The 23,561-nt window shown below is 59.6% G+C and carries 23 protein-coding genes; 15 read left to right on the top strand and 8 right to left on the bottom strand.

Annotated elements, in window-relative coordinates:
* The 3 genes from WNY61_RS14810 to WNY61_RS14800 all read left to right on the top strand — a co-directional run.
* A partial coding sequence (locus WNY61_RS14810; protein WP_342852179.1) for an Mrp/NBP35 family ATP-binding protein occupies window positions 1-883 on the top strand: 883 nt, incomplete at its 5' end.
* Window positions 880-1,596, top strand: coding sequence for a DUF4444 domain-containing protein (locus tag WNY61_RS14805; RefSeq protein ID WP_342852178.1), 717 nt, complete (start codon window positions 880-882; stop codon window positions 1,594-1,596). The genes WNY61_RS14810 and WNY61_RS14805, both read left to right, overlap by 4 nt.
* A complete protein-coding gene (locus WNY61_RS14800) occupies window positions 1,593-2,078 on the top strand; it encodes a DUF6505 family protein (RefSeq protein WP_342852177.1) in 486 nt (161 codons plus the stop codon). Before WNY61_RS14805 ends, WNY61_RS14800 begins: the two co-directional genes overlap by 4 nt.
* 44 nt (window positions 2,079-2,122) lie before the next feature.
* Here the strand turns inward: WNY61_RS14800 and WNY61_RS14795 are convergent, their stop codons facing one another.
* Genes WNY61_RS14795 through WNY61_RS14785 form a run of 3 tightly spaced genes read right to left on the bottom strand, consistent with a single transcriptional unit; the run spans window position 2,123 to window position 4,346 of the window.
* Window positions 2,123-2,935, bottom strand: coding sequence for a substrate-binding domain-containing protein (locus WNY61_RS14795; protein WP_342852176.1), 813 nt, complete (start codon window positions 2,933-2,935; stop codon window positions 2,123-2,125).
* Window positions 2,932-3,648 (bottom strand): ATP-binding cassette domain-containing protein, encoded by a 717-nt coding sequence (locus WNY61_RS14790; RefSeq protein WP_342852175.1) that lies wholly within the window; start codon window positions 3,646-3,648, stop codon window positions 2,932-2,934. The genes WNY61_RS14795 and WNY61_RS14790 overlap by 4 nt, the downstream gene beginning before the upstream one ends.
* Window positions 3,642-4,346: an ABC transporter permease gene (locus tag WNY61_RS14785; protein ID WP_342852174.1), complete on the bottom strand. Its 705-nt coding sequence runs from the start codon at window positions 4,344-4,346 to the stop codon at window positions 3,642-3,644. Before WNY61_RS14785 ends, WNY61_RS14790 begins: the two co-directional genes overlap by 7 nt.
* 450 nt (window positions 4,347-4,796) lie before the next feature.
* Here WNY61_RS14785 and repA point away from each other — a divergent pair, with 450 nt between their 5' ends.
* The 4 genes from repA (at window position 4,797) to WNY61_RS14765 (ending at window position 10,422) form a co-directional block, all read left to right on the top strand.
* Entirely contained in the window at window positions 4,797-5,972 is a 1,176-nt protein-coding gene (gene repA, locus WNY61_RS14780) for a plasmid partitioning protein RepA (protein WP_342852173.1), read from the top strand.
* Between the two features lie 110 nt (window positions 5,973-6,082).
* A complete protein-coding gene (gene repB, locus WNY61_RS14775) occupies window positions 6,083-6,970 on the top strand; it encodes a plasmid partitioning protein RepB (protein WP_342852172.1) in 888 nt (295 codons plus the stop codon).
* A gap of 176 nt (window positions 6,971-7,146) precedes the next feature.
* Complete coding sequence (gene repC, locus WNY61_RS14770; protein ID WP_342852171.1) at window positions 7,147-8,301, top strand: plasmid replication protein RepC; 1,155 nt, start codon at window positions 7,147-7,149, stop codon at window positions 8,299-8,301.
* A 153-nt stretch (window positions 8,302-8,454) separates the two neighbouring features.
* Window positions 8,455-10,422, top strand: a complete 1,968-nt coding sequence (locus WNY61_RS14765; protein WP_342852170.1) for a cache domain-containing protein — start codon at window positions 8,455-8,457, stop codon at window positions 10,420-10,422.
* A 29-nt stretch (window positions 10,423-10,451) separates the two neighbouring features.
* Here WNY61_RS14765 and WNY61_RS14760 read toward each other — a convergent pair whose 3' ends face one another.
* The 5 genes from WNY61_RS14760 to WNY61_RS14740 all read right to left on the bottom strand — a co-directional run bounded on the left by WNY61_RS14760 (window position 10,452) and on the right by WNY61_RS14740 (window position 15,113).
* Window positions 10,452-11,504 carry a M20/M25/M40 family metallo-hydrolase gene (locus WNY61_RS14760; RefSeq protein ID WP_342852169.1) on the bottom strand — a complete coding sequence of 351 codons (1,053 nt, stop codon included), beginning with the start codon at window positions 11,502-11,504 and terminating at the stop codon, window positions 10,452-10,454.
* Between the two features lie 84 nt (window positions 11,505-11,588).
* On the bottom strand, window positions 11,589-12,902 hold the full coding sequence (locus WNY61_RS14755; RefSeq protein ID WP_342852168.1) for a TRAP transporter large permease: 1,314 nt from the start codon (window positions 12,900-12,902) through the stop codon (window positions 11,589-11,591).
* Window positions 12,899-13,402, bottom strand: a complete 504-nt coding sequence (locus WNY61_RS14750; RefSeq protein ID WP_342852167.1) for a TRAP transporter small permease subunit — start codon at window positions 13,400-13,402, stop codon at window positions 12,899-12,901. Before WNY61_RS14750 ends, WNY61_RS14755 begins: the two co-directional genes overlap by 4 nt.
* A 58-nt stretch (window positions 13,403-13,460) precedes the next feature.
* Window positions 13,461-14,480: a TRAP transporter substrate-binding protein gene (locus WNY61_RS14745; RefSeq protein WP_342852166.1), complete on the bottom strand. Its 1,020-nt coding sequence runs from the start codon at window positions 14,478-14,480 to the stop codon at window positions 13,461-13,463.
* A 138-nt stretch (window positions 14,481-14,618) separates the two neighbouring features.
* On the bottom strand, window positions 14,619-15,113 hold the full coding sequence (locus WNY61_RS14740; RefSeq protein ID WP_259986080.1) for a MarR family transcriptional regulator: 495 nt from the start codon (window positions 15,111-15,113) through the stop codon (window positions 14,619-14,621).
* 137 nt (window positions 15,114-15,250) lie between these two features.
* On the opposite strand from WNY61_RS14740, the gene WNY61_RS14735 reads away from it, so the two are divergent.
* Genes WNY61_RS14735 through WNY61_RS14700 form a run of 8 tightly spaced genes read left to right on the top strand, consistent with a single transcriptional unit; the run spans window position 15,251 to window position 23,556 of the window.
* The gene (locus WNY61_RS14735; protein ID WP_342852165.1) at window positions 15,251-16,201 is read left to right on the top strand and encodes a PDR/VanB family oxidoreductase; all 951 of its coding nucleotides are present in this window, start codon (window positions 15,251-15,253) and stop codon (window positions 16,199-16,201) included.
* Between the two features lie 11 nt (window positions 16,202-16,212).
* Window positions 16,213-17,547, top strand: coding sequence for an aromatic ring-hydroxylating dioxygenase subunit alpha (locus WNY61_RS14730; RefSeq protein ID WP_342852164.1), 1,335 nt, complete (start codon window positions 16,213-16,215; stop codon window positions 17,545-17,547).
* Window positions 17,544-18,023: an aromatic-ring-hydroxylating dioxygenase subunit beta gene (locus WNY61_RS14725; protein WP_342852163.1), complete on the top strand. Its 480-nt coding sequence runs from the start codon at window positions 17,544-17,546 to the stop codon at window positions 18,021-18,023. Before WNY61_RS14730 ends, WNY61_RS14725 begins: the two co-directional genes overlap by 4 nt.
* Complete coding sequence (locus tag WNY61_RS14720) at window positions 18,020-19,645, top strand: AMP-binding protein (protein ID WP_342852162.1); 1,626 nt, start codon at window positions 18,020-18,022, stop codon at window positions 19,643-19,645. Before WNY61_RS14725 ends, WNY61_RS14720 begins: the two co-directional genes overlap by 4 nt.
* Window positions 19,642-20,811 (top strand): thiolase family protein, encoded by a 1,170-nt coding sequence (locus tag WNY61_RS14715; protein ID WP_342852161.1) that lies wholly within the window; start codon window positions 19,642-19,644, stop codon window positions 20,809-20,811. Before WNY61_RS14720 ends, WNY61_RS14715 begins: the two co-directional genes overlap by 4 nt.
* On the top strand, window positions 20,808-22,055 hold the full coding sequence (locus tag WNY61_RS14710) for an SDR family NAD(P)-dependent oxidoreductase (protein ID WP_342852160.1): 1,248 nt from the start codon (window positions 20,808-20,810) through the stop codon (window positions 22,053-22,055). The genes WNY61_RS14715 and WNY61_RS14710 overlap by 4 nt, the downstream gene beginning before the upstream one ends.
* Complete coding sequence (locus WNY61_RS14705; RefSeq protein WP_342852159.1) at window positions 22,052-22,834, top strand: cyclase family protein; 783 nt, start codon at window positions 22,052-22,054, stop codon at window positions 22,832-22,834. The genes WNY61_RS14710 and WNY61_RS14705 overlap by 4 nt, the downstream gene beginning before the upstream one ends.
* Entirely contained in the window at window positions 22,831-23,556 is a 726-nt protein-coding gene (locus WNY61_RS14700; protein WP_342852158.1) for an SDR family oxidoreductase, read from the top strand. The genes WNY61_RS14705 and WNY61_RS14700 overlap by 4 nt, the downstream gene beginning before the upstream one ends.
* The last annotated feature ends 5 nt before the right edge of the window (window positions 23,557-23,561 follow it).

Genomic DNA, 23,561 nt, shown 5'->3' with positions numbered 1-23,561 from the left:
AGCGGCATTGGCGCAGGTCGATGGCGTAAGCAAAGTCTCCATCGTATTGACCGGGCACAGCGAGAAAGCCCCGCCGCCCGACCTCAAACCGCAACGCGCCGCCGAACCCTCAGGCCCACAGAAGATCCCCGGTGTTGACCGCATCATCGCCATCGCTTCAGGCAAGGGCGGCGTGGGTAAATCCACCGTATCGGCAAACCTCGCATGCGCGCTCGCCGCCCAGGGCCGCCGCGTTGGCCTGCTGGATGCCGATGTCTACGGACCCAGCCAGCCGCGCATGCTCGGCGTCTCGGGCCGTCCCGCCTCCCCCGATGGCAAGACCATCCTGCCGATGCGCAACCATGGCGTTACCATGATGTCGATCGGCCTTATGACCAACGAAGACCAAGCCGTCGTATGGCGTGGTCCGATGCTTATGGGCGCGCTGCAGCAGATGATGACGCAGGTGCAGTGGGGCGCCCTAGACGTGCTGATCGTTGACCTGCCACCGGGCACCGGCGACGTGCAGATGACACTGGCGCAAAAGGCGCATGTGGACGGGGCGGTTATCGTCTCTACACCGCAGGATGTGGCTCTGATCGACGCCCGCAAGGGGATCGACATGTTCAACCAACTTAAGGTGCCGATCCTTGGAATGATCGAAAACATGTCGACGCATATCTGCACCAACTGTGGCCACGAAGAGCATGTCTTTGGCCATGGCGGTGTCGCGTCTGAGGCCGAAAAGTGGGGTGTGCCCTTGCTTGCCGAAGTGCCGCTTGATCTGCAGATCCGTCTCGCCTCCGATGGCGGTGCGCCGATCACGGTCAGCCAGCCTGACAGCAAACAGGCCGCGGCCTTCCACGCGATTGCGAAACAGCTGATCGACGCCGGCGCAGCATGAGCGAAGGGCTTTCATTCCCTCCTCTGATGTCGGGCGAGGCTGTGACCGATGACGCGCTCCGCGTCGCCTGCAACCGCGCCGCATGTGGCTGCGATGCGGGTCTCATCACGTATCGGTTGAACGGGGCCGAGATGCAGGGCGCATTGGTCTTTGCGCCCGAAGTCCCATTGGCGCAGGCGGTGGCTATGCTCCCACTCTGCGGGGTCGGATTTCAGAATGCCCTCGGCGCACTGTCCCCGCCCGAAGTGGCTGTGCAGTTGGAGTGGGACGGCGGCATTCGCCTTAATGGCGCCTCCTGCGGAGCCTTCCGCATGGTCGCATCGACCACCGATCCCGACGCCGTCCCCGACTGGCTGATCGTGGGCTTTACCCTCCCGCTCTACCCAGCCGAAGACCCTGACATGGCGGAAACAGGCCTTAACCCTGACCAAACGGCACTCTTTGCCGAGGGCTGCGCCGATGTGCATCCACCTGCCCTCATTGAATCCTGGGCCCGGCATACGCTGCATTGGATCAACCGATGGGAAGACCTTGGCCCGTCGGGTCTGCACGGCGAATGGCGCGGGTTGGTTTTCGGAATTGACGGCGATGTGTCGGTGCGCGGTCAAAGCGGTACATTCATCGGTGTCGATGAGAACTTCGGTATGCTACTGCGCAACGGAACAGACACGCAGCTGATCCCGCTTACCACCTTACTGGAGCCTGCCCTATGACCTTGAAACTCGCCCGTGCGATCCATTTCGATGAAAGCGACCGGAATGTTTTTGCCTCGCCTGCGCGAACTGGCGAATGGTGTATCTCTGGCGGGTTCGAGTTTTCGGACTGGACCGAAGGAGATTTGACCGGGAAAGCACGTCAGGCGTTTGCAAACGGATGGCTGGGTTTGGAAACCTTCGGACGGGTGACATTCGTGGCCGTTACGCAGATTGAAGAGGCCGAAATCACCGCGCTCACGGACATTCTGGCACAGCATTTCGTTACCTATTACGGCGCACCTTCTGTAGAGGCCGCGCGCCCTGTGGCTGCGGAAGAACTTGCCCAGATGATTGAGCTATGCGCCGATCACGCGCCAAACTGCCTACTGACGGTAGCGCGCGAATTGACGGATGCGGGTGTGCGCGAGAGCTTTCGTATGATCCAACCGCAAGATGCCGGGCTCGAGCAATTTGCAATCCACGGCGACTTGCCCGAATAAACCATCCGCGCCCAGTTTAGGGCGAGGATGGTCTCTAACACAGTCTATTCAGCCGTTTTGGCATTGAAGACAAACAGCGTTTCGCCGTTGATCTTGTAGTCATTGATCAGAGATTTCGCGCGGTCGGAAACAAGCCATTTTTCCAGCTCCAGTGCCAAGTCATTTTTTACATGATCGTGCATTTTAGGGTTCACCGGCAGATAGGCGTATTGGTTAAACAGCACCGGATCGCCAGCATAGAGCAATGCCAGCTCTCCTTTGTTGCCAAAGTTCAGCCAGCTTGCGCGGTCCGACATGACATAGGCGGGCATGCCCGATGCGGTATTCAGCGCCGCCCCCATGCCTGCACCAACGGCATTATACCAATCGCCGAAAGTCGCCGGGTCTAGCCCCGCTTTGGCCCAAAGCGACAGTTCCTTCTTGTGCGTGCCACTATCGTCGCCCCGGCTTACGAAATTCGTCCCGGTCTGTGCGATCGCGGTCAGCGCACCAGCAGCGGCATCAGACGTGGCAATTCCTGCAGGGTCTTCTTTCGGGCCAATAAAGACGAAATCATTGTACATGATCTCGGTCCGGTGGCTACCAAACCCACCTTCGACGAAAGCCTCTTCGGCGCTGCGCGAATGCACAAGGATCGCATCGACGTCGCCCGCCTCTCCAAGTTTGATTGCCTGTCCAGTGCCCACGACCAGCAGCTGCACATCAATATCAAGGTCCGCCGCGATCTCGGGCAAAAGGACATCGGCGAGACCAGAGTTGTTGAAGGATGTGGTGACCGCCATCTTCATCACATCTGCTGCCTGCGCGGCACTGCCTAGGGCCAGCGCTGAAATTGCGCCTATAATCCAATGTTTCATTCTACGATATCTCCTCTTAAAAATGCCCGAGCCTCTTCGGTCTCAGGTTGGTTAAAAAACGTATCTGCGCGCCCGGCCTCATGGATCCGCCCGCCGACCAGAAACAAAACATCGTCAGCCAGGCGCCGCGCTTGTCCAAGGTCATGGGTCGACAGGATCAGCCGGGTGCCGTTTGCCTTGGCGGTTTGCAAAATCATCTCGATTTCTCGCGTGGCACGACCGTCTAAAGCGGCGCAGGGCTCATCAAGAAACAGCAGCTTGGGTTTACAGATCAAGGCTCGCGCAAGTGCAAGCTTCTGCTGCTCGCCGCCCGACAGCACAGGCGCAGCACGGCCCAAAAGCGGCTCTAGTCCTACACGTGCAGCCCATTCCCGTGCCGCCTTTCGCGCCTTATCTTTAGGAACGCCGCGTAGACGCAAAGGATAAATGAGATTCTCTAAGACCGTCCGCCGCAGCATTACTGGGCGCTGAAAGACGAATCCTTGATGATGCCGTGCCTCTTCGGTTGTGCAGGCCCAGTTGATCTGCCCAGCCGACAGCCGCGCGGTGCCGTGTAGAAGCTGGAGCAGTGTCGTTTTTCCTGCGCCGTTTGGCCCAATGACCACCGTGGCCCCCTGCCCTCCAAGGGTGAGATCGATAGGCCCGACCAACAGTTGCCCGCGCCGACGGCTTTCAATCGCGATCGCTTGCATGGGAAAAAGCGCGGTCACCATTGCCCCTCCCGTTCGGTCCGACCCAACCAGTGGATCGCGAGATTTACGGCCACCGCAAGCCCGATCAGCACAAAGCCTAGTGCAAGGGCCAAGGCAAATTCACCCTTACCCGTCTCGAGCGCAATCGCTGTGGTCAGCACCCGTGTGGCGTGATCGATGTTCCCACCGACGATCATGATCGCCCCCACTTCACCAATGGCACGGCCAAAGCCAGCCAAGGCCGCAGTCAGCAATGCGCGGCGCGAGTCCCACAATAGGGTCCGTATTTTCTGCGCTTGGGTGACATTCATCGAGATCAACAGATCATGGTATTCTTGCCAAAGTTCGCGGATCGACTGATGTGCAATCGAGGCAATTAGAGGCACAATGATGATAACCTGCGCGATGATCATCGCGGAGGGCGTGAACAAAAGGCCCAGTACGCCAAGCGGCCCCGAGCGTGAGAGAACCACATAAACGACAAGGCCCACCACAACGGGCGGCAGCCCCATAAGTGCGTTCAGAACCGCGATCACCAGCCGGCGCGCCCGAAAGCGCTTTACGGCGACCAAGGCGGCCAATGGGAGGGCGATCAAGCAGGCCACGACCAGAGCTGAGAGCGTGACACGCAACGACCGACCGGCGATTTCAACCAGTTCAGCGTCGAGTGTAGCTACAAGCCAAAAGGCTTGCGCGATCCCGCTCCAGATATCGACCATCGGGTGGTGGCCTCCCCCATATTAGGGCGTAGGCCCTATCTTAGCGCACACTGTCAGGACTATCGCGGGGACGCCAGTGGGAGAGGCTTTGAAAAGTGCAGGTGAGACAGGACAGCCGAACATTTTTGATGGCCTTGGCCCAATCAGGACAGATTGACCCCTGCGTGATTCTGTTGAGCACGGGTAATGAGGCTCTGATAAAGGGGAATTTGGTCTAAGGATTGCCATTGTAGTACCTACAAGATTAGATGAGCATCAAGTATAGTTTTCCTATTTATACCAATGGCTTATTTAAGAATTCGAATTTCCTTCATGGAAATAGCAGAAACTATAGTTGCGTCCGCACACACGGTTCTCACAAGAATCTGTTGCACGCAAAGCTTGAATGGCATTAAGTAACGGAAACAAAAGCGCTACCGAATAATAGCGTTACTGAGAGCGAGGGCAGATGTGACTGACACTGTACACATCAATACACGGATCCGCCTTAATGCGGAAACGCTTTCCGAGGCGTTGGAAAGTCATATGCTAAAGGTGTTTGCACCTGACGCACGCAAGCAGCTTCGCCGCTTTTCTGCAGGCGAAGCTGCTGAATTGCTTGGCATTTCCACAAGTTTCCTCCGCAAACTGCATTTTGACGATAAGATCGTAGAGGTCCAAACCAGCCCCGGTGGGCGGCGCCATTATAGTGCCGAGGACCTGCTGAACATCCGTCGAACGTTGGAGGGGACTGCGAAATCGAGGGGTGCCTATCAGCGTGGCCGCCGTGATGGGGACAAGCTACAAGTATTGTCCTTTTTGAACTTCAAAGGTGGCAGCGGTAAAACAACAAGTGCAATCCATGCAGCCCAGCGTTTGGCCCTAAAAGGCTACCGTGTCCTCTGCGTTGATATCGATCCTCAAGCGTCTCTAACAACGCTATTTGGCTATCGTCCTGAGTACGATTTCTTGAACTCGGGCACTATCTATGACGCGATTCAGTATGATGATCCCGTTCCCTTGGCCGATGTCATCCAGAAAACCTATTTCACTGGTATCGATCTCGCCCCCGGCGGTTTGATGCTTCAGGAATTTGAGCACGAGACCCCTCAAGCCTTGTTAAATAACACCCAGCCGGCGTTTTTCGCACGGCTGGCCACCTCTCTGCAGGACGTAGAGCAGGACTATGACGTGGTTATCTTCGATTGTCCGCCACAACTGGGGTATCTGACCATGTCAGCGCTCTGCGCGTCGACTGGCGTGGTGATCACGGTCGTGCCGAATATGCTCGATGTCGCCTCAATGTCGCAGTTCTTGCAGATGAGCGCCGATTTGTTGGATGTAGTCTCTAATGCAGGGGCGAGCATGGAATTTGACTTCCTACGTTTCCTGATCAACCGCTACGAGCCCAATGATGGCCCGCAGCAACAGGTTCTATCCTTCCTGCGCCAGCTGTTCGACGAAGAAGTTATGGTGGCACCCATGTTGAAATCTACCGCAATTTCTGATGCCGGCCTCACCCATCAAACTATTTATGAGGTCGACAGGTCGCAGTTCCATCGAACGACGTATGACCGGGCCGTAGACTCGCTCAATCTTGTAAATGATGAGATCGAATCCATGATCCAGAAAGCATGGGGGCGTTAATGGCACGCAAAGGAATTTTATCTTCGGGCCCTGTTACTTCGCACAAGGTAGAAAGCAGCTCTAAAGCTCCAGCATTAGAGCCTATTAAGCCCAAGCCAAAGGCGAGCCTAATGCCCCGTGGGGCCGTTGGCGCCCTCCAGTCGTCGCTAAATCGGATGCAAGAGAACGCCGTTCAGGAGTTGGACGGTACATTGATTGACATGGCCGGGGTCGAAGACCGTTTAGGGACTGACACACAGGCCCAAAAGCAACTTCAGGACAGCTTGAGGACCTATGGTCAACAGGTGCCGGTACTCGTCCGGCCCCATCCTAAATCCCCGGGTCGTTTTGAGATTGTTTACGGGCGTCGGCGCCTCCAAGCGTTGAAGTCGCTCGGGATGCCTGTAAAGGCGATGGTCCGGCAACTTGACGATCACGCGTTGGTCATGGCGCAGGGTCAAGAGAATACCGCGCGCCAGGATCTGTCGTTCATCGAAAAAGCCAGCTTTGCTGCCCAACTTGATACGGGCGGGCATGATCGGCAGACAATTGCAGATGCACTTTCGATTGATCTGCCGATGGTCAGTCGAATGCTCAAGGTTGGCCATGCCTTTGACCTGCCCTTTTTGCGGCGAGTCGGCTCCGCGCCCTCAATCGGGCGTGATCGCTGGATGGCACTGGTGAAACTCTTTGAGGTGCCCGGCGCAAAGGCGCGTGCCGAGGGCCGGATGGCGAACAATGATTGGAATGGGCTGGCTTCGGACGAGCGGTTTGAGGCTATCTACACGCAATCCTCAGCACAGCCCGCGAAGGCAGCAGCATCCCCTGCCCCCTCGGCCAAGCCGCGCACGTTGCGGAGCCGCGAAGGAAAGGCAGTGGCCGACATTCGCAGCGGCAAACGGGGCGTTACTGTCACCGTGCCTGCGCGTGCGGCTGATGGGTTCGATACTTGGCTCGATGCACACGCAGAAGAGCTTTTGCAAGAGATTCACGACCGCTGGCAAAAGACCCGCGCGTGAGATTTTAGGAAGTAGCAACAGGAGGCACATCAGGACCACAAAAGAAAAGCCCCCCAGGATAAATCCCGGAAGGCCCTTCTCAAACTTTGCACCTTCGAGATAGCCCCAAAGATTTATCGATGTCAACTCTACCCGATGGGATAGGGCAGGTATTTTGTTGTCTTTCGTGAATTTACATGGAAAACACGTTCCGAACTGCGTTCGGGCGGCCGAAATCGGCTACCCAGGTGTCATGCGAGGGGCCGGATAAATGGGCATTGCTCGACCGGCTGACAACGGCAGCAGATAGCTTTGAGCTGTCGCACCGCACCCTCACCGTATTAAAGGCCCTGCTTAGCTTTGTGCCAAGCCGCCATATCCCTGATGGCGCGGCGGGTATCGTCTTTGCGTCCAATGCACGGCTCTCAGAGCGGCTCCACGGAATGCCCGAGAGCACGTTGAGACGGCATCTTGCTGAGTTGGTGAGACTTGGCTTGATTGGACGCCACGACAGTCCAAACCGTAAACGTTTTGCTCGGAACCGAGGGGGAGCGATTGCGGTGGCCTTTGGCTTCGACCTCGCCCCGCTGGTCGTCCAAGCCGAAACGATCGAGACTGCGGCACAGCAAGCGGAAGCGCAGCATGAACGAATTCAAGCTCTGCGCGATAGGATCCTGGTTCTAAGGCACGCGCTGATCCGTCAAGGCGGCGCGGATGCTTTGACGGATGACGTGGGCCGGCTGCTGCGACGCAAACCTGAAGAAGCAGCTCTCAAGTCAATGGAACGTATCTTGCACGAAGCGCTCGGTCAGGCAGCAGAGCATGAGATCGAAACCCCGTCCGAATCGACCCTCCCTGCCCCTGATGCGGACCAACTGAGCGCCAGTGACAGGCAAAATGAGCGGCACATACAGGATTCAGATAAATACTATTTTGACTCTGAAAAGAGAGATCAAGCGATGGCCCTGCAATCAGAGACGGCTGGCAATATTGGTGCGCAGAACCCAGAACAAAAAAAGGGGGTCACACTGGCAGAAGTTGTGACAGCCTGCACAGAGGTTCGCAGTTTCTTCCCTCAAGCTTTGAGAAGCTGGGATGACCTAGTGCGTGTCGGAGACCAGATCGCGCCCATGCTGGGGATTGACCTGCCCGTCTTAAATGAGGCAAAACGAGATATGGGTGCCGAGAGCGCCGCTATCACGGTACTTTGTCTGCTAGAGAAAGCTACTACAATTCGTAGCCCGGGCGCTTACCTCCGTCGGCTGACACAAATGGCCCGAGATGGCGCATTTTCACTTAATCCTATGCTCTCAGCGCTGACCAACCGTCGTAATTGTCAGCTGACAATCTGAAAAGTAGTTGTTTTACAGTGGTTTAGGATTTTTGGTGGCTGGCAACTTGGTTTTTTGAGCTACTATATCGCTATCATTTCCGGCGGAGCCGCTCCCACACTTCACTCGTGGGCGACCAGCGGGTAGATTGGCAGAAGTTTTTCGGGATAGCCCATGACCTCCGTTCGCCTGCGCCTACTGATCCTCGCTTTGACGCCCCTCATCGTGTTGATGCCGTTATTGCTGATCTTGGGCATGTCGCGCTGGACGGCGGATTACGACAAGGTGCTTATCGCGAATGTCGAAAGCGAATTGAAAATCGCGAACCAATATCTGTCGCGGTTACTCGCACAAACGGGCGATGAGCTGGATGCCGTCGCGGGGTCTGTCGAATTCAGTCAGTGGCTGGGACGGTCCGGCACCGAGTTGGCTACGTTCTTTGACAGCACGCGAAAGCAGTTGGACTTGGATTTCTTAACGTTCCTCCCGATTGCGTCCGCTGTAGAGTCCGGTGAGGAGTGGCCCGTGATAGCGCGCGCCTCGCGGGGCAGCAGCAGCGTAGAGATTGACGTCTTCAGCAATGCACGGCTGGCAACTTTTAACGACGCTTTGCCTGTGCGAACCCAGGTGCCTCTCGTAGATACACCTGCAGCTGTCCCTACGGACCGGAAGATCGAGGACCGGGGAATGGTGGTGCACGCGGCAAGTCCGGTGAACCTTAATGGTACGCAGGGTGTGCTGGTCGGGGGGATGCTGCTAAACCGCAACCTTGATTTCATCGATACCATCAACGATCTCGTCTACCTCAATGCCGCGACCGGAGGAGACCGACAGGGCACTGCGACACTTTTCTTGGATGACCTACGGATTTCGACGAATGTGCGCCTGTTTGAAGATATTCGCGCCCTTGGCACCCGTGTTTCGGCTGAAGTCAGAGAGGCCGTATTGATCGATGGGCGCACCTGGCTCGACCGGGCCTTTGTGGTGAACGACTGGTATATTTCGGCCTACCAACCGATCACCGATAGTTTTGGAGAGCGGGTAGGGATGCTGTATGTCGGCTTCCTCGAAGCGCCTTTCGCAGAGGCCAAACGTGCGGCATTCTGGTGGATGCTCGCGGCCTTCTTTGCAGTATTGGCGTTGTCTGCCCCGGTGTTCCTTTGGCTGGCACGTGGAATCTTTTCGCCGCTGGAACGGATGACAAAAGTGATGCACCGCGTCGGCAAGGGTGAACTGTCAGCGCGGATTGGGCCGGTGCCCGCACGGGATGAGATTGGTGCCGTGGCACAGCATCTAGACTGGCTGTTGGAGCAGGTGCAGGAACGTGATCGGCAGTTGCGCAGTTGGAACGACGCGTTGAACCAGCGTGTCGACCAACGCACCGCCGAGCTTCGTGAGGCCAATGAAAAATTGGAGCAGACTTTCCGTCAGTTGGTTATGAGTGAAAAACTCGCCTCAATCGGCGAGATTACCGCCGGGGTCGCGCATGAGATCAACAACCCGGTCGCCGTCATTATGGGCAACGTTGATGTCATCCGGCAAACCTTGGGCGAGAATGCTGAGCCCGTGGCGACTGAACTGGCCTTAATCGACAGGCAGGTGTCCCGGATCGAAGTGATCGTCGGCAAATTACTCAAGTTCGCAGCGCCTTCGGAATTCTCCGACTGTGAACATAATATCGCGCTGCGCCCATTGGTGCAGGACTGCCTCGTCCTCGTCGATCACCTCATCAGCCGAGGCGGGGTAGAGGTGCATTGCACGTTTGAGGAGGTGCCGCCGGTTCGTGCGGATTCAGGCGAAGTGCAACAGGTTGTGGTCAATCTCGTGGTCAATGCCGTGCAGGCAATGCAGGGGGCAGGGCGGTTGGACCTGCATCTGGCAGAGGCCGAGCGGGACGGAGTGGCGGGGGTGGCGCTTTCGGTCAAAGATAGCGGGCCGGGCGTTCCGGAAGACTTACTTGGCTCACTTTTCGATCCCTTCTTTACCACCAAGCCGGGGGAGGGGACGGGACTTGGCCTGTCGATCTCGCAGACGCTGATTCAACGCGCCGGGGGGATCATCACCGTGCGCAACCGAGCCGAGGGGGGCGCGGCCTTTACCGTTTGGCTGCCGCAGACACCAGAGGACGGGGATGACCCCTGAGCGAGACGTGGCGCTCAGGGGGAGAGACTTTAGACGGTTTTGCCGTCGAAGCCTTCGAGATAGGCAACGAGGATGTCCAGCGCCGCCTGTAGATCGCTTTTCGACACCATCTCGGTCACCGTGTGGATGTAGCGTGTACCGACCACGATCCCCACAGCCCGCGCGCCTGCGGCGGCTTGCTGAGCCGCAGCGCCATCCTGTCCTCCGGCGGCGAGCATGGTGCGCTGGAAGGGGATGTTGCGCGCTTCTGCGAGTTTTTCAATCTCACTGACAAGACCCACATCAGCGATAAAGCTGCTGTCGCGCACATGCAGGCCAAACCCCTTGCCAAGGCGCGTGGTCGCCATGTGATCGGGCACGCCGGGCGTGTCGCAGGCGAGCGTCGTGTCGATGCCCAATCCGATGTCGGGCTGCACCTTATAGGCAGCGGTCCGCGCCCCGCGCAGGCCGACTTCCTCCTGACAGGTAAAGGCCACGTGAATTTCCGCCCCGCGCCCCTTGTCGGCCAGTTTGCGGATCGCCTCGATCCCCAGCCAGCAGGCCACCCGGTTGTCGAGCGCTTTGGACACGAACTGATCGCCCATCTCTAGGAAGGGCTCATCCATCACTACGAAGTCACCGACCTTCACGATATCCTTGGCTTTTTCGCCCAGCCCCAGATCGACGAAGAACTCCGACACTTCGGGAATTTTCTTGCGGTCTTCGGCAGAAGAGATGTGAATGGGCTTTCCGCCGGGGTTCATCACGCCCTTCAGATCGCCTTGATCAGTGCAGACCAACACTCGGCGCGAGAAGAGGTTACGCGGATCAAAGCCGCCGACGGGTTGAAGGTACAAAAACCCGTCTTTCGAGATATGGCTGACCAGAAACCCGATCTCATCCATGTGGCACAGTAGCATGATTTTGGGCGCTTTGCCGTCGCCTACCGTCGCATCACGACGACAAAGGAGCGAGCCCATCGCGTCGGTCTCCACATGGTCAAAGAGGCCCTCGATTTCGCGGGTGATCAGATCGCGGACGCGGTCCTCGCGGCCCGGGACGCCAGGGGTTTCGCAAAGGTTTTTAAGTAGGTCGATGTTCATGCTGGCCTCATCCTTGGTGATTTGGCCGCACTATCGCGCCGCGCCTGCCGAAGTGCAAACAGGCGCGGCGATAGGGCAGGGGGCTTACATCTGTCCCGGCAGAAATAGCACCAGCGCCGGGAAAATCAGCAGCAAGATCAGCCGCAGGATGTCGACCAGCCAGAACGGTGTAACCCCGCGAAAAATTGTACCAGTCGAGACATCGCCAACCACACCCTTAAGCACGAAGACGTTCAGACCCACGGGAGGGGTAATCAAGCTGATCTCTGTCACCACGACGACGATGATGCCGAACCACACCGGATCGAAGCCGAGGCTTGTCACCAGCGGAAAGAAGATTGGCACGGTCAGCAGCAGCATCGACATGCTCTCGAAAATACAGCCGAGCGCAATGTAGATCACGAGGATCAGCCCCATCACCACCCAAGGCCCCAGATCAAGCGCCGTGACAGTCGCCAGCAGCCCTTCGGGCAGGCCCGCGAGGTTGACGAAGTTCGAGAATATCCACGCGCCGATCAGCACCGAGAAGAGCGAGGCTGTGGTCAGCGTGGTTTCCTCTAGCACCTCGCGCAGTCCGGCCCAGCTGAGACCGCCACGTGCCAAGGCAATGAGGAAAGCACCTGCCGCCCCCATACCCGCCGCTTCAGTCGGGGAGAAGGCGAGGTGGATAGGCCAGAAATCAAGCACACCGTAGAGCCCGCCGATCACCAGCGCGAAGAGCGCCAGTACCGACCAGACGTGGTTAAGCGCGCGCAGCCGCTCACCCCATGTGGCGCGGGGGCCAGCGGGGCCTGCCTCGGGGTTCATGGCGACAGAAAAGCGCACCGCGCAGAGGTAGAGCAGGATGCCAAGCGCCCCGGGTACGATGCCCGCGATGAACAGCGCACCGATAGAGGTCTCGGTCAGCAGCCCATAGATCACAAGGATCACTGACGGCGGGATCAGGATGCCGAGCGTGCCGCCAGCCGCAATAGACGCGGTCGAAAGGCTATCAGCATAACCGTATTTGCGCATCTCTGGCATGGCGACCTTGGACATGGTCGCCGCCGTGGCTAAGGACGAGCCACAGATCGCCGCAAAGCCCCCGCAAGCGACGATGGTGGCCATGGCCAAGCCGCCCCGAAAGTGGCCCAAAAAGGCGTTGGAGACTTGGTAAAGCTCGCGGCTGATGCCGCCTTTGTTGACGAAGAGCCCCATGAGGATGAAAAGCGGGATCACCGACAGGCCGTAGTCTTGGCTGGTGTCGATAATCAGCCGCGACACCATGGAGATCGACGCGCGGTAGCTGGTCTCATAGACCAGCCCGATCATCCCAACGAGGCCCATGGCAAAGGCAATCGGCAGGCGCAGCAAGACGAGGACGAAAACGGCGGCAAAGCCGATGGCAGATGCGATCATGTGGCAGGGTCCAGAAGTTGCGGCGCAAAGAGGCGCAAAAGCCCGCGCAGGATCAGCACAACAGCGGTGAGATAGGTCATCACCGCGATAAACATGCCGATGTAAAAGGTCGGAATTTGAAGGTATTCAGTCACGTCGCCATAGCTGAGCGCGCGGTAGGCAAGGTCCACGACCCGCCCCGCTGGAAACCACAGCATCGCCCCGCAGGCCAGCGTGATCAGCCCGTCGCGCCAACGTTGTAGACCCCACTTTTCAAAGGGGTGATCCAACAAGTCAGCGGCGATATGACCTTCGCGGGCAGAAAGCACAGGTAGGGCAGAGAACACGATTAACGCGATGCCGATCCGGATCAGCTCCGTCGCAGCCTCAATCGGCGCGTTAAAGACCGAACGCATGATGACGTCGGCAAAGGTCAGCACCATCAGCGCGAAAAGCGCGACAGAGGCCATCGTCATCGGCAGAGCCGAGAGGGCGGTGGTGAGGCGGATCAAAGAGCGCATGGCGGTTCCCTGGCTGGGGGGCCGATTGCTGCTGCATCCGGCCCCTTTGGCGGTGGGGTTACTGGCTGGCGTTCGCCATTTCCTCACGCATCATTTCATAAGCGGCTTCACCGTCGACGCCTGCAGCGCTGAGTTCCGCAATCACCTTGTCGCGCACCTTGGCGGCCATCTCAGCAAAACGGGCCTGATCTTCTTCGGATGCGGTAACGATCTTGTTGTCGCCTGCAGCCTCGGTCGCCTCACGCGCGTCAACGTCACTTTGATCCCAGACGGCGCCCATCATGCGGCTTGCGGTCTCGCCAAAGACTTCACTGTCGAGCTTTTGTTGCACGTCTTCGGGCAGGCTGTCGAAGGTCTCTTGGCTCATGATGACCGAGAAGGAGCCACGGTAAAAACCACCGGGCATTTCATAGACGTTCTTGGCCACTTCGTTCAGCTTAAAGCTGATCCGCTCGCCCATGTTCATCGCCACGGCATCTGCGGCACCGGAATCAAGCGTCTCGTAAACCTTGGGCGCGGGCACCTGAATGCCGACGAGGCCAAGTTCCGCGCCCACATCCGCAGAAACACCGCCGCCAAGGCGGGTCTTCAGACCTTGAAGGTCATCCAGCGAGGCGACTTCCTTGTTGGAGTGAATCTGCCCCGGACCATGGGTGGTCAGTGCGATCACTTTCACGCCGCGGTGCTCGTCCAAATCGGCCAGCATCGCTTCGTGCACGCGCCAATGCGCGACCGAAGCCGCCTCGGCATTGCCCTCATACCCGGGGATTTCCACCAGTTTCGTGCCGACAAAACGGCCCGGCGTGTAGCCGTGGAACAGGATCGCGATATCAGCAGCACCATCCAGCAGCAGGTCCATCTGCGCGGGGGGCGGGGCAAGGCCGTTTTTCAACTCGGTCTCGATCAGCCCATCACTGGCTTCCGACATCATCTCGGTCAGTTGGGTGAACATGCTGGTGTTGACCGGGTGGCTCGGTGGCAGCCAAGTGGAAATGGTCAGCGTCTCGGCCGCAAAAGCGCCGGTCGCGGTGCAAAGCGCAAGCGCACTCGTCGTGAGAAACTTGGTGAATTTGGTCATTTTGGGCTCCTCCCCATATCGTTCGATATGCCTTGACGGGGTTCTCCCAAACCCGTGTCGCCAAGTATATGCTTTTTCATGTATTCACATTTAGAGCACGATTGGAACCGTTTTTTATGGCCAGAGCAAGGGGGGCATTCAGCCCTGTGGGTCCACCGAGCCATCCAATGCCGCGAGCAGGGATTTTAGCGCCGGTTTCAAATGCGCCCCCTCATTGCCCTTAAGCATTTCCATCAAAGCAGCCTCATGACGCCGCGCTTGCGGCACCAGTTCAGCGGCCAGCGCACGGCCTGCATCAGTCAGATAGACCCGCACGCGGCGGCCATCGGCAGGATCGCTGCGGCGGATCAACAGGCCGCGTTCCTCCATCTGGGCGATGATCCGGGTGAGTCGCGATTGTTCGGCCAGCGCCTGACGCGCCAATTGCGTGATCATCGCGCCATCGGTGTCAGAAAGACAGGCCAACACGCGCCATTCCGGCACCCGCAGCCCGGCTTTGCGCACCTGCGCGTGGAACTGAGCGCTCGCCACATCGCTGGCGGCCGCCAATAGATAAAGCAGGTAATCAGAGACGAATCCTCTGTCCTGACCCGTCTCATCCTTGGTGGTTGCGTCGGTCTTTTGTTGCGTCACACCTGTTAACCCTTTGACGAAAAGAGGGCTCTTTGCACCTCGGCTTTCCTAAATGGCGGGCAAATTCGCACTTGGCAAGAAAACCCTTGACCGAAACTATATGAAAAATCATATTGTTTACCACGGGAGGATGTCACATGTCGAAGATCGACGCCATTGTGCGCGAGGTCACAGCGCTGACCGATCGCATCAGCGAATTCCAGATTGGGGCAGCAGACGGCAGCGCGCTGCCGGCATGGGAGGCGGGTGCGCATGTACTCTTCGACCTGCCCGACGGCGACACCCGCGCCTATTCCTTAATTGCTTTTGACCCGATCCCCGAAGCCCCCGAAACCTATCGCATCGCGGTCCAGCGTGAGCCGGAAGGCAAGGGCGGCTCGATCCATTTGCACGGGCTGAAACCGGGGGCAGAGATCACCTGCGCCGCGCCAAAGAACGATTTTGCCCTGACCCCGGACGCGCCAGCGGTGCTGTTGGCCGGGGGGATTGGCATCACGCCGATGATCTCAATGGCGACGACGCTTAAGGCGGCTGGTCAGGCGTTCGACTTTCACTACTCTGGCCGGAGCGCGCCGCTCATGGCCTATCGCGATACCCTGCGCGAGACCTTCGGCGATGCCTTGCATCTGCATTGCGACGACGATGACAGCGCGCTGAACCTTGACGCGGTGATTGCCTCTGCGGGTGCCGTCGCGCATCTCTATGTCTGTGGCCCTAAGGGGCTGATCGAAGCGGTAAAGGCCAAAGCCGAAGCGGCGGGTATCGCGCCTGACCGCATCCATTTCGAACTCTTCGACGCGCCCCAAGAGCAAGCAGGCGACAGCGCCTTCGAGGTCGAGTTGGCCTCAAGCGGGGAGGTCTTCACCATCCCGCCCGGCCAATCCATCATCGACGTGCTGGAGGCTGGGGGCGTCGATGTCATGTACGACTGCCAGCGCGGCGACTGTGGCATCTGCCAATGCGACGTCATCAGCGGCACCCCCGATCACCGCGACGTGGTGCTGTCTGAGGCCGAACGCGCCGCAGGCAACGTCATGCAAATCTGCGTCAGCCGCGCCAAGTCACCGCGCCTTGTACTCGACATCTGAGGGAGGAACTCATGGGACGTTACGACAGCCCGGCGGCACTGGCCGCCCTCGTGCAGCCACATCAGGTGCACCGCGATATCTACACCGACCCGGAGGTGTTCCAGCAAGAGATGAAGCATCTTTTCGCCAATGCGTGGGTCTTTGTCGGCCATGAAAGCCAGACGCCGAACAAGGGCGATTATTTCAGCACCCACATCGGCACCCAGCCGGTCATTCAGGTGCGTCATTCCACCGGCGACATCCATGTGCTGCTGAACCGCTGTCCGCATAAGGGCACCAAGATCGTGATCGACCGGCAGGGCAACACCGGCAAGTTCTTCCGATGCCCCTATCACGCATGGAGCTTCAAGACCGACGGCTGCCTTCTGGCGATCCCGCTGAAGAAAGGCTACCAAGATACCGGGCTAGAAGAGACCGACAGCGGCAAAGGTATGCGCAGCGTCGGCGATGTGAAGAACTACCGTGGCTTTATCTTCGCCCGGCTTGCCGACGAGGGCATCAGCTTCGAAGAGTTCTTCGGCGAGAGCCTGTCGTCACTCGACAATATGGTTGACCGCTCCCCCGCCGGACGGCTCGAAGTCGTCGGCCCGCCGCTGCGCTACATGCACCATTGCAACTGGAAGATGCTGGTCGAAAACCAGACCGACACCTGCCACCCGATGGTGGCCCACGAAAGCTCTGCCGGGACGGCGGTGAAACTCTACGAAGAACTGGGCCTCCCCGAAGGTGCCCCCAAACCCCCCGCGATGGAGATCATCGCCCCCTTCATGTCGCCTTACGAGTTTTTCGAAGGCATGGGCATCCGCACCTGGCCCAACGGCCACGGGCACACGGGCGTAAACCATTCAATCCACTCCGATTATTCCGCCATCCCCGGCTATTTCGAAGCACTCTGCGAAAGCTATGGAGAGGAAAAAGCCAAGGCGATCTTGGACGAGAACCGCCACAACACGGTCTATTTTCCCAACATCATGATCAAGGGACCAATCCAGCAGCTGCGGGTCTTCATCCCCATCGCGGCGGACCGGACAGTTGTTGAAAGCTACATCTACCGCCTTGTCGACGCCCCGGATGAGCTGACCGCCCGCACCGCGATGTACAACCGCATGATCAACGCGCCTACCTCGATCGTCGGGCACGATGATCTGGAGATGTACGAGCGTGCCCAAGAAGGGCTGATGGTCGATGGGATGGAGTGGGTGAACATCCAGCGCCTGATCGAAGAGGACGAGGATTTTGAGGTCGAAGCCGTCGAAAACGGCACAACCGAACGCCAGATGCGCAACCAGTTTCACGCTTGGGTCAAGTTCATGGCCGTAGGCCAAACGGCGGAGGCTGCGGAATGAACGTGATGCGCGAAAGCCTGATCGACTTCATCTATGACGAAGTGCGCATGTTGGACGAGGGACGCTATACCGAGTGGCTGAACCTCTGGTTGCCCGACGGGCACTATTGGATGCCGCTGGACTATCAGCAGACCGATCCGATCAACCAGACCTCGCTGATGTATGAGGATATGTTCATGCTGAAACTACGCGTCGAACGGCTCAATGGCGCGCGAACCTTCAGCCAAAAGCCCAAAAGCCGCTGCCATCATGTGATCCAGCGTCCTTTCGTGGATGAGATGGACATGGAGGCGGGGCGTTTCGTTACGACGACTTTCATGCACTACGTTGAGACCCGGTTGGACGAGCAACAACTGCTCGCCGTCACCGCGCGGCATGAGCTGTCATTAGTCGACGGCGCGCTTCGGATCGCCAACAAACGGGTCGATATCGTCAATTGCGATGCGGCCTTTCGCAACATTCAGTTGCTGCCATGATCGGGACGGAGATCGCAACCGTCCGCGCGGCGTTTGACGAGACCGCCGCACAGCACCCCGACCGCGCCTTTCTCAATGTCCTGCCAGAAACGGCGGAAATCTACGGCATCGCGGCAGGGGAGGTGACCTATGCCGACGCCGCGCGCGAAGTCGAAGCGTTGCGCAAACGCATCTCAGCTGCGGGTTATTTGCCCGGCCAACGCGTGATGCTTCTGATGGAGAACCGCCCCACCTTTTTCCTCTGGTGGCTGGCGCTGAACGGGTTGGGTCTGTCGGTCGTGCCGGTGAACCCCGATCTGCGCGCGGCGGAACTGAGCTATATGATCGACCATGCCGAACCGGTGCTGGCTGTGGCGATCCCCACACGCGTCGATGATCTGCGCGCAGCGGTGCAGGAAGCCGGGCAAGAAATGCCAGTGATTGCACCGGGCGATCCGTTGCCCGCGCCTGTGACGACAGGGACAATCGCAGCGCGCGATGGCGGCGCGGAAGATGCGGAAGCTGCACTGCTCTACACATCTGGCACCACCGGCCAGCCCAAAGGCTGCATCCTCACGAACACCTATTTCCTCGACGCCGGGCGGTGGTACGCCGACATCGGTGGGCTTTGCGCGCTTTCGCCAGATGGCGAGCGTATGATTACCCCGCTGCCGATTTTTCACATGAACGCCATGGCCTATTCCTTCATGGCGATGATTGCCGTGGGCGGTTGTCTGACCGCACTTGACCGGTTCCATCCGCGCAGTTGGTGGGCCTCTGTCCGCGCGTCGAAGGCGACCTGTCTGCACTACCTTGGCGTGATGCCATCAATGCTAATGGGGGCTGAAGAAAGCGATGCCGACCGCGATCACTCTGTCCGGTTCGGCTTCGGTGCGGGGGTGGACCCAAAGCTTCATGCCGCGTTTGAGACGCGGTTCGGCTTTCCGTTAGTCGAGGCGTGGGCCATGACCGAGACCGGTGCAGGCGCTGTAATCTGCGCCAACCGCACGCCGCGCCGGGTGGGTGAAAGCTGTCTTGGTGCGCCTGAAGTGGGCCTGGAGGTCCGGCTAATAGACGATACGGGCCGCGAGGCGGAGCAGGGCGAATTGCTGGTGCGGCGCGCGGGCAAGGATCCACGACGGGGGTTTTTCGCTGGATATTTCAAGAACGCCGCAGCGACGGACGAGGCATGGGAGGGCGGTTGGTTTCACACCGGAGACATCGTGCGCCAAGAACCTGACGGCGCGATGTTCTTTGTCGACCGCAAGAAAAACGTGATCCGCCGATCAGGCGAAAACATCGCAGCGATTGAGGTGGAATCGACCCTGATGCGCCACCCCGCCGTGGCCAGCGCCGCCGTCGCCGCCGTGTCGGACGCGGTGCGCGGGGATGAGGTCTTTGCCTGTATCGTCGCGAAAGACGCGGGCGCTGACCCTGCCGTCTTGGCCCAAAAGATCACCCAATGGTGCCTCACGCAGCTCGCCTATTACAAAGCGCCCGGTTTCATCGCATTCGTCGAAGCGCTGCCGCTGACCGCAACGCAGAAACTGCAGCGCGGAGTGCTGAAAACGCTGGCGGCAGACCTGCGCGACGATCCCGCGACCCATGATATGCGCGGGCTGAAGAAACGGACGGCGGCATGAAACGGCAGAGCTATGACGGGGTAGTTGTCGCCGCGTCGACTTCGGTGCCTTATGAGCGCTACAGCAACGAGATGGCCCATTGGTGGATCGCCCGCGCCCTGCGCGACATGCTGGCCCAAGCGGGGATCGCTCCGGCGGAGTTGGACGGATTTTCTGTATCGAGTTTTTCACTCGCACCGGACACCCCGGTGGGACTTACCCAGCATCTAGGTCTTAGTCCGCGCTGGCTCGATACCGTGCCAACAGGTGGGGCCAGCGGTGTGATCGCCCTGCGGCGCGCGGCGCGGGCGGTGCAGGCAGGGGATGTGGATGTGGTCGCCTGTGTGGCGGGCGATGCGAACCGGATCGACAGTTTCCGCACGTTGCTTAGCGGATTTTCCCGCTTTTCGATGGATGCGACCTTTCCCTACGGCTTCGGCGGCCCCAATGCGAGTTTCGCGCTGCTGATGGACCGCTACATGCAGGAATACGGCGTCACCCGAGAGGACTTTGGCCAGATCGCCGTGGCCCAACGTGACAACGCGCTGCGCTATCCCAATGCGCTGATGAAGACCCCACTCACCCTCGATCAATACCTCGATGCGCGGATGATCTCGGACCCCATCGCGCTTTTCGATTGTGTCATGCCCTGCGCCGGGGCCGAGGCGTTTTTGGTCATGCGCGAAGACGAGGCCGCGCGCCGCAATCTGCCCTTCGCCCGGATCAGCGGCACAATCGAGCGGCACAACGCCTACCCCGAAGACCCGATGCAACTGCGCGGCGGCTGGGGCGTGGATATTGACGAGCTTTATGACATGGCGGGGCATGGGCCGGAGGGTGTCGACCTGTTGCAAACCTATGATGACTACCCGGTGATCTCGATGATGCAATTCGAAGACCTCGGTTTCTGCGCCAAGGGCGAGGGGGCCGCGTTCGTCCGGGCGCGTGATCTGACGATCTTGGGCGACTTCCCGCATAACACCTCTGGCGGGCAATTATCGGTCGGCCAAGCCGGGGCCGCGGGTGGTTATTTGGGGCTGGTCGAGGCGATCCGACAGGTGACAGGACAGGCCAAAGGCACGCAGGTGGCAAACGCACAGCGGGCGCTGGTCTCGGGCTTTGGCATGATCAACTATGACCGGGGCGTTTGTTCGGCAGCGGCGATCATCGAAGGGGGCGAGGTATGACCGAACCATTGACGCCGCCGCAAAAGAAGAACCCGCAAAAGCGCAGCACGGTGCCAACCCTGCCACCTCCCCAACGCTCCCGCGCGGCGCTTGGGCTGGCGATTGCCGCGGGGCGGGGGCAGTTTGCGCTGCAACACTGCGCCGCATGCGGCGCGGTTCAATATCCGCCACGTGATGCCTGCTGCAAATGTCTGTCGGTGGCACTCAATTGGCGCGAGACTGATCCGACTGGCGAGGTGTTGGCCGAAACGACAATCCGTGTCTCACCCGACCCCTACTTCCGCGAGCGTCTGCCGTGGCGGATCGGCACGGTGCAACTTACCGCCGGGCCGGTGGCGGTATGCCATCTACACGGCGAGGTCGGGCGTGGCGATCACGTTCGTCTGGCGCTTAAGTTGGACCGGGCCGGGCAGGGGGTCATTGTGGCCCTGCCGCGTGAGGAAAGCGAATTTATGCAAGATGATCCGATGCTGCGCGCAATGTCGAGCGACCCGAAACACCGGCGGGTGCTGATCACCGATGCACGATCGCCGCTGACCTTGCCGCTAACCCAAGCGCTTCTGAAAGCAGGTGCAGTGCAGGTCTTTCTTGGTGAACCGGAGCACTGGAGGCGGTGGGAAGGACGCGCGGTTTTTGATGCGATGGAAAACGTCAGCCTCATGCCGCTTGACGTGACCGACACCGCCTCAGTCTCTCGCCTCGCGGCCGAGATCGGCGGCAAGGTCGATATTCTGATCAATACCGCGCAGTTCATCCGCCCTGGCGGGGTGCTGGGCGGCGATACGATCTTTGCCCGCGACGGGATGGAGACCAATGTGCTCGGCCTGATGCGACTGGCGCAGGGCTTTGGCCCGGCGATGGCGTCGCGCACGGCTGATGGTGTGAACTCGGCAGTGGCTTGGGTGAACTTGCTCTCGGTCGGGGCGCTGGCCCCGGCGGCGGGGTTCGGTGGGTTTGATGCCTCGCAAGCGGCGTCGCGGTCGCTCAGCCAGACTCTTCGCGCGGAATTTGCCAATTCTGGCTTGCGGGTGATGAATGTCTATACCGGCCCCGTGGATGATGAATGGCACCAACCCCTGCCGCCGCCCAAAGTCTCCCCCCGCGCGCTGGCGCAGACGGTGGTGAGTGGCTTGATCGACGGACTGGAAGAGGTTGCCTGCGGTGATGTGGCCAAGGATGCTTTGGCCCGTTGGCTGGATGATCCGGCGCTGATGGAACGCGAGATGCGGGGGAGCGGCGCATGAGCGATGCAATCACAGCACTGGCCGATGCGCTGGCAAGCGGCGCGGCACGGGTCGTCGACCTGACGCACCGGCTTGATCCCGATTTCCCGGTCATCGTCTTGCCGCCAGAGTTCGGCCAATGCGCGCGGTTCCGGATGGAGGAGGTCTCGGCCTATGACCATCGCGGCCCGGCGTGGAAGTGGCATAACCTGACGCTTAATGAACACACCGGCACCCATTTCGACGCGCCGATCCACTGGGTTTCGGGCAAAGACGTGGCGAATGGCGCGGTCGATGAAATCCCACCCGAGGCCTTCATCGGCCCGGTGGTGGTGATCGACTGCTCCAAGGGGGCAGGGCAGGACGATGACTTTGAACTGACCCCCGAAATCATCCGCGATTGGGAAGCCAAACACGGCACGGTCCCGGCAGACGTCTGGGTTCTGATGCGCACCGACTGGTCGAAACGCAGCGGCGCGGATTACCTCAACATGCGCGAAGATGGTGCCCATTCGCCCGGCCCCACACCTGCCGCAATTGAACTGCTGTTGGAGCGCGGCATTCGCGGCTTTGGCACCGAAACCGTCGGCACCGACGCGGGGCAGGGGATGCACTACGACCCGCCCTTCCCCGCGCATTATCTGCTGCACGGGGCGGGGAAATATGGGCTGCAATGCCTTTGCAACCTCGACCAACTGCCGCCCACGGGGGCCATGCTGATCGCACCGCCGCTCAAGATCAAAGGCGGGACCGGCAGCCCATTGCGGGTGCTGGCGCTGATACCGGGAGAGAGACCATGAGCGAGTACACCGCCGTCATCACCGGGGGCAGCAAGGGCATCGGTGCCGATCTGGCGCAGCGTCTGCTGGAGCGCGGCTATCGGGTGATCTCAATCGCGCGGGGCAGGCCGGAATGGGAGGCGGAAGGATGTGAGCATATCGAAGCCGACCTTCTCGACCCCGCCTCCGTCGCTGCCGTCGCCGCCGATATCGCTGCACGCTATGACGTGACCCATCTGGTGCATAACGCCGGTTTGATCTGGCCTAATCTGATTGAAGAGGCCAAGCCCGAAGACATCACCGGTCTAGCGCAACTGCACCTCGGCTCGGCCCTGACGCTTCTGCAAGCCTTCCTGCCCAACATGAAAGAACGGGGCTTTGGTCGGGTAATGTTCAACGCCTCCCGCGCGGCCTTGGGCGCGCCGACGCGCACGGCCTATTCGGCATCCAAAGCGGGGATGATCGGCATGGCGCGCACATGGGCGCTGGAGCTTGCGCCGCATGGAATCACCGTCAATGTCGTCGCCCCCGGCCCGGTGCAGACGGACAATTTTTGGGGCATCATCCCCAAAGAAAGCGAACGCGAAGCGGAATTGGCCAAACGCATTCCGGTGGGGCGCCTGGGGCAGGTCGAGGACGTGACCAACGCCTTTTTGTTCTTCTGCGATCCGGCCAATAGTTTCGTCACCGGCCAGACGCTTTTTGTTTGCGGTGGGTCAAGCATCGGGACGCTGACGCTCTGACGCCG

It is taken from the genome of Sulfitobacter sp. AS92 (genome assembly GCF_038900015.1).
Taxonomy (GTDB): Bacteria; Pseudomonadota; Alphaproteobacteria; order Rhodobacterales; family Rhodobacteraceae; genus Sulfitobacter.
Note: the sequence above shows the minus strand (reverse complement) of the source record. Positions and strands in the feature narration are given on the sequence as shown.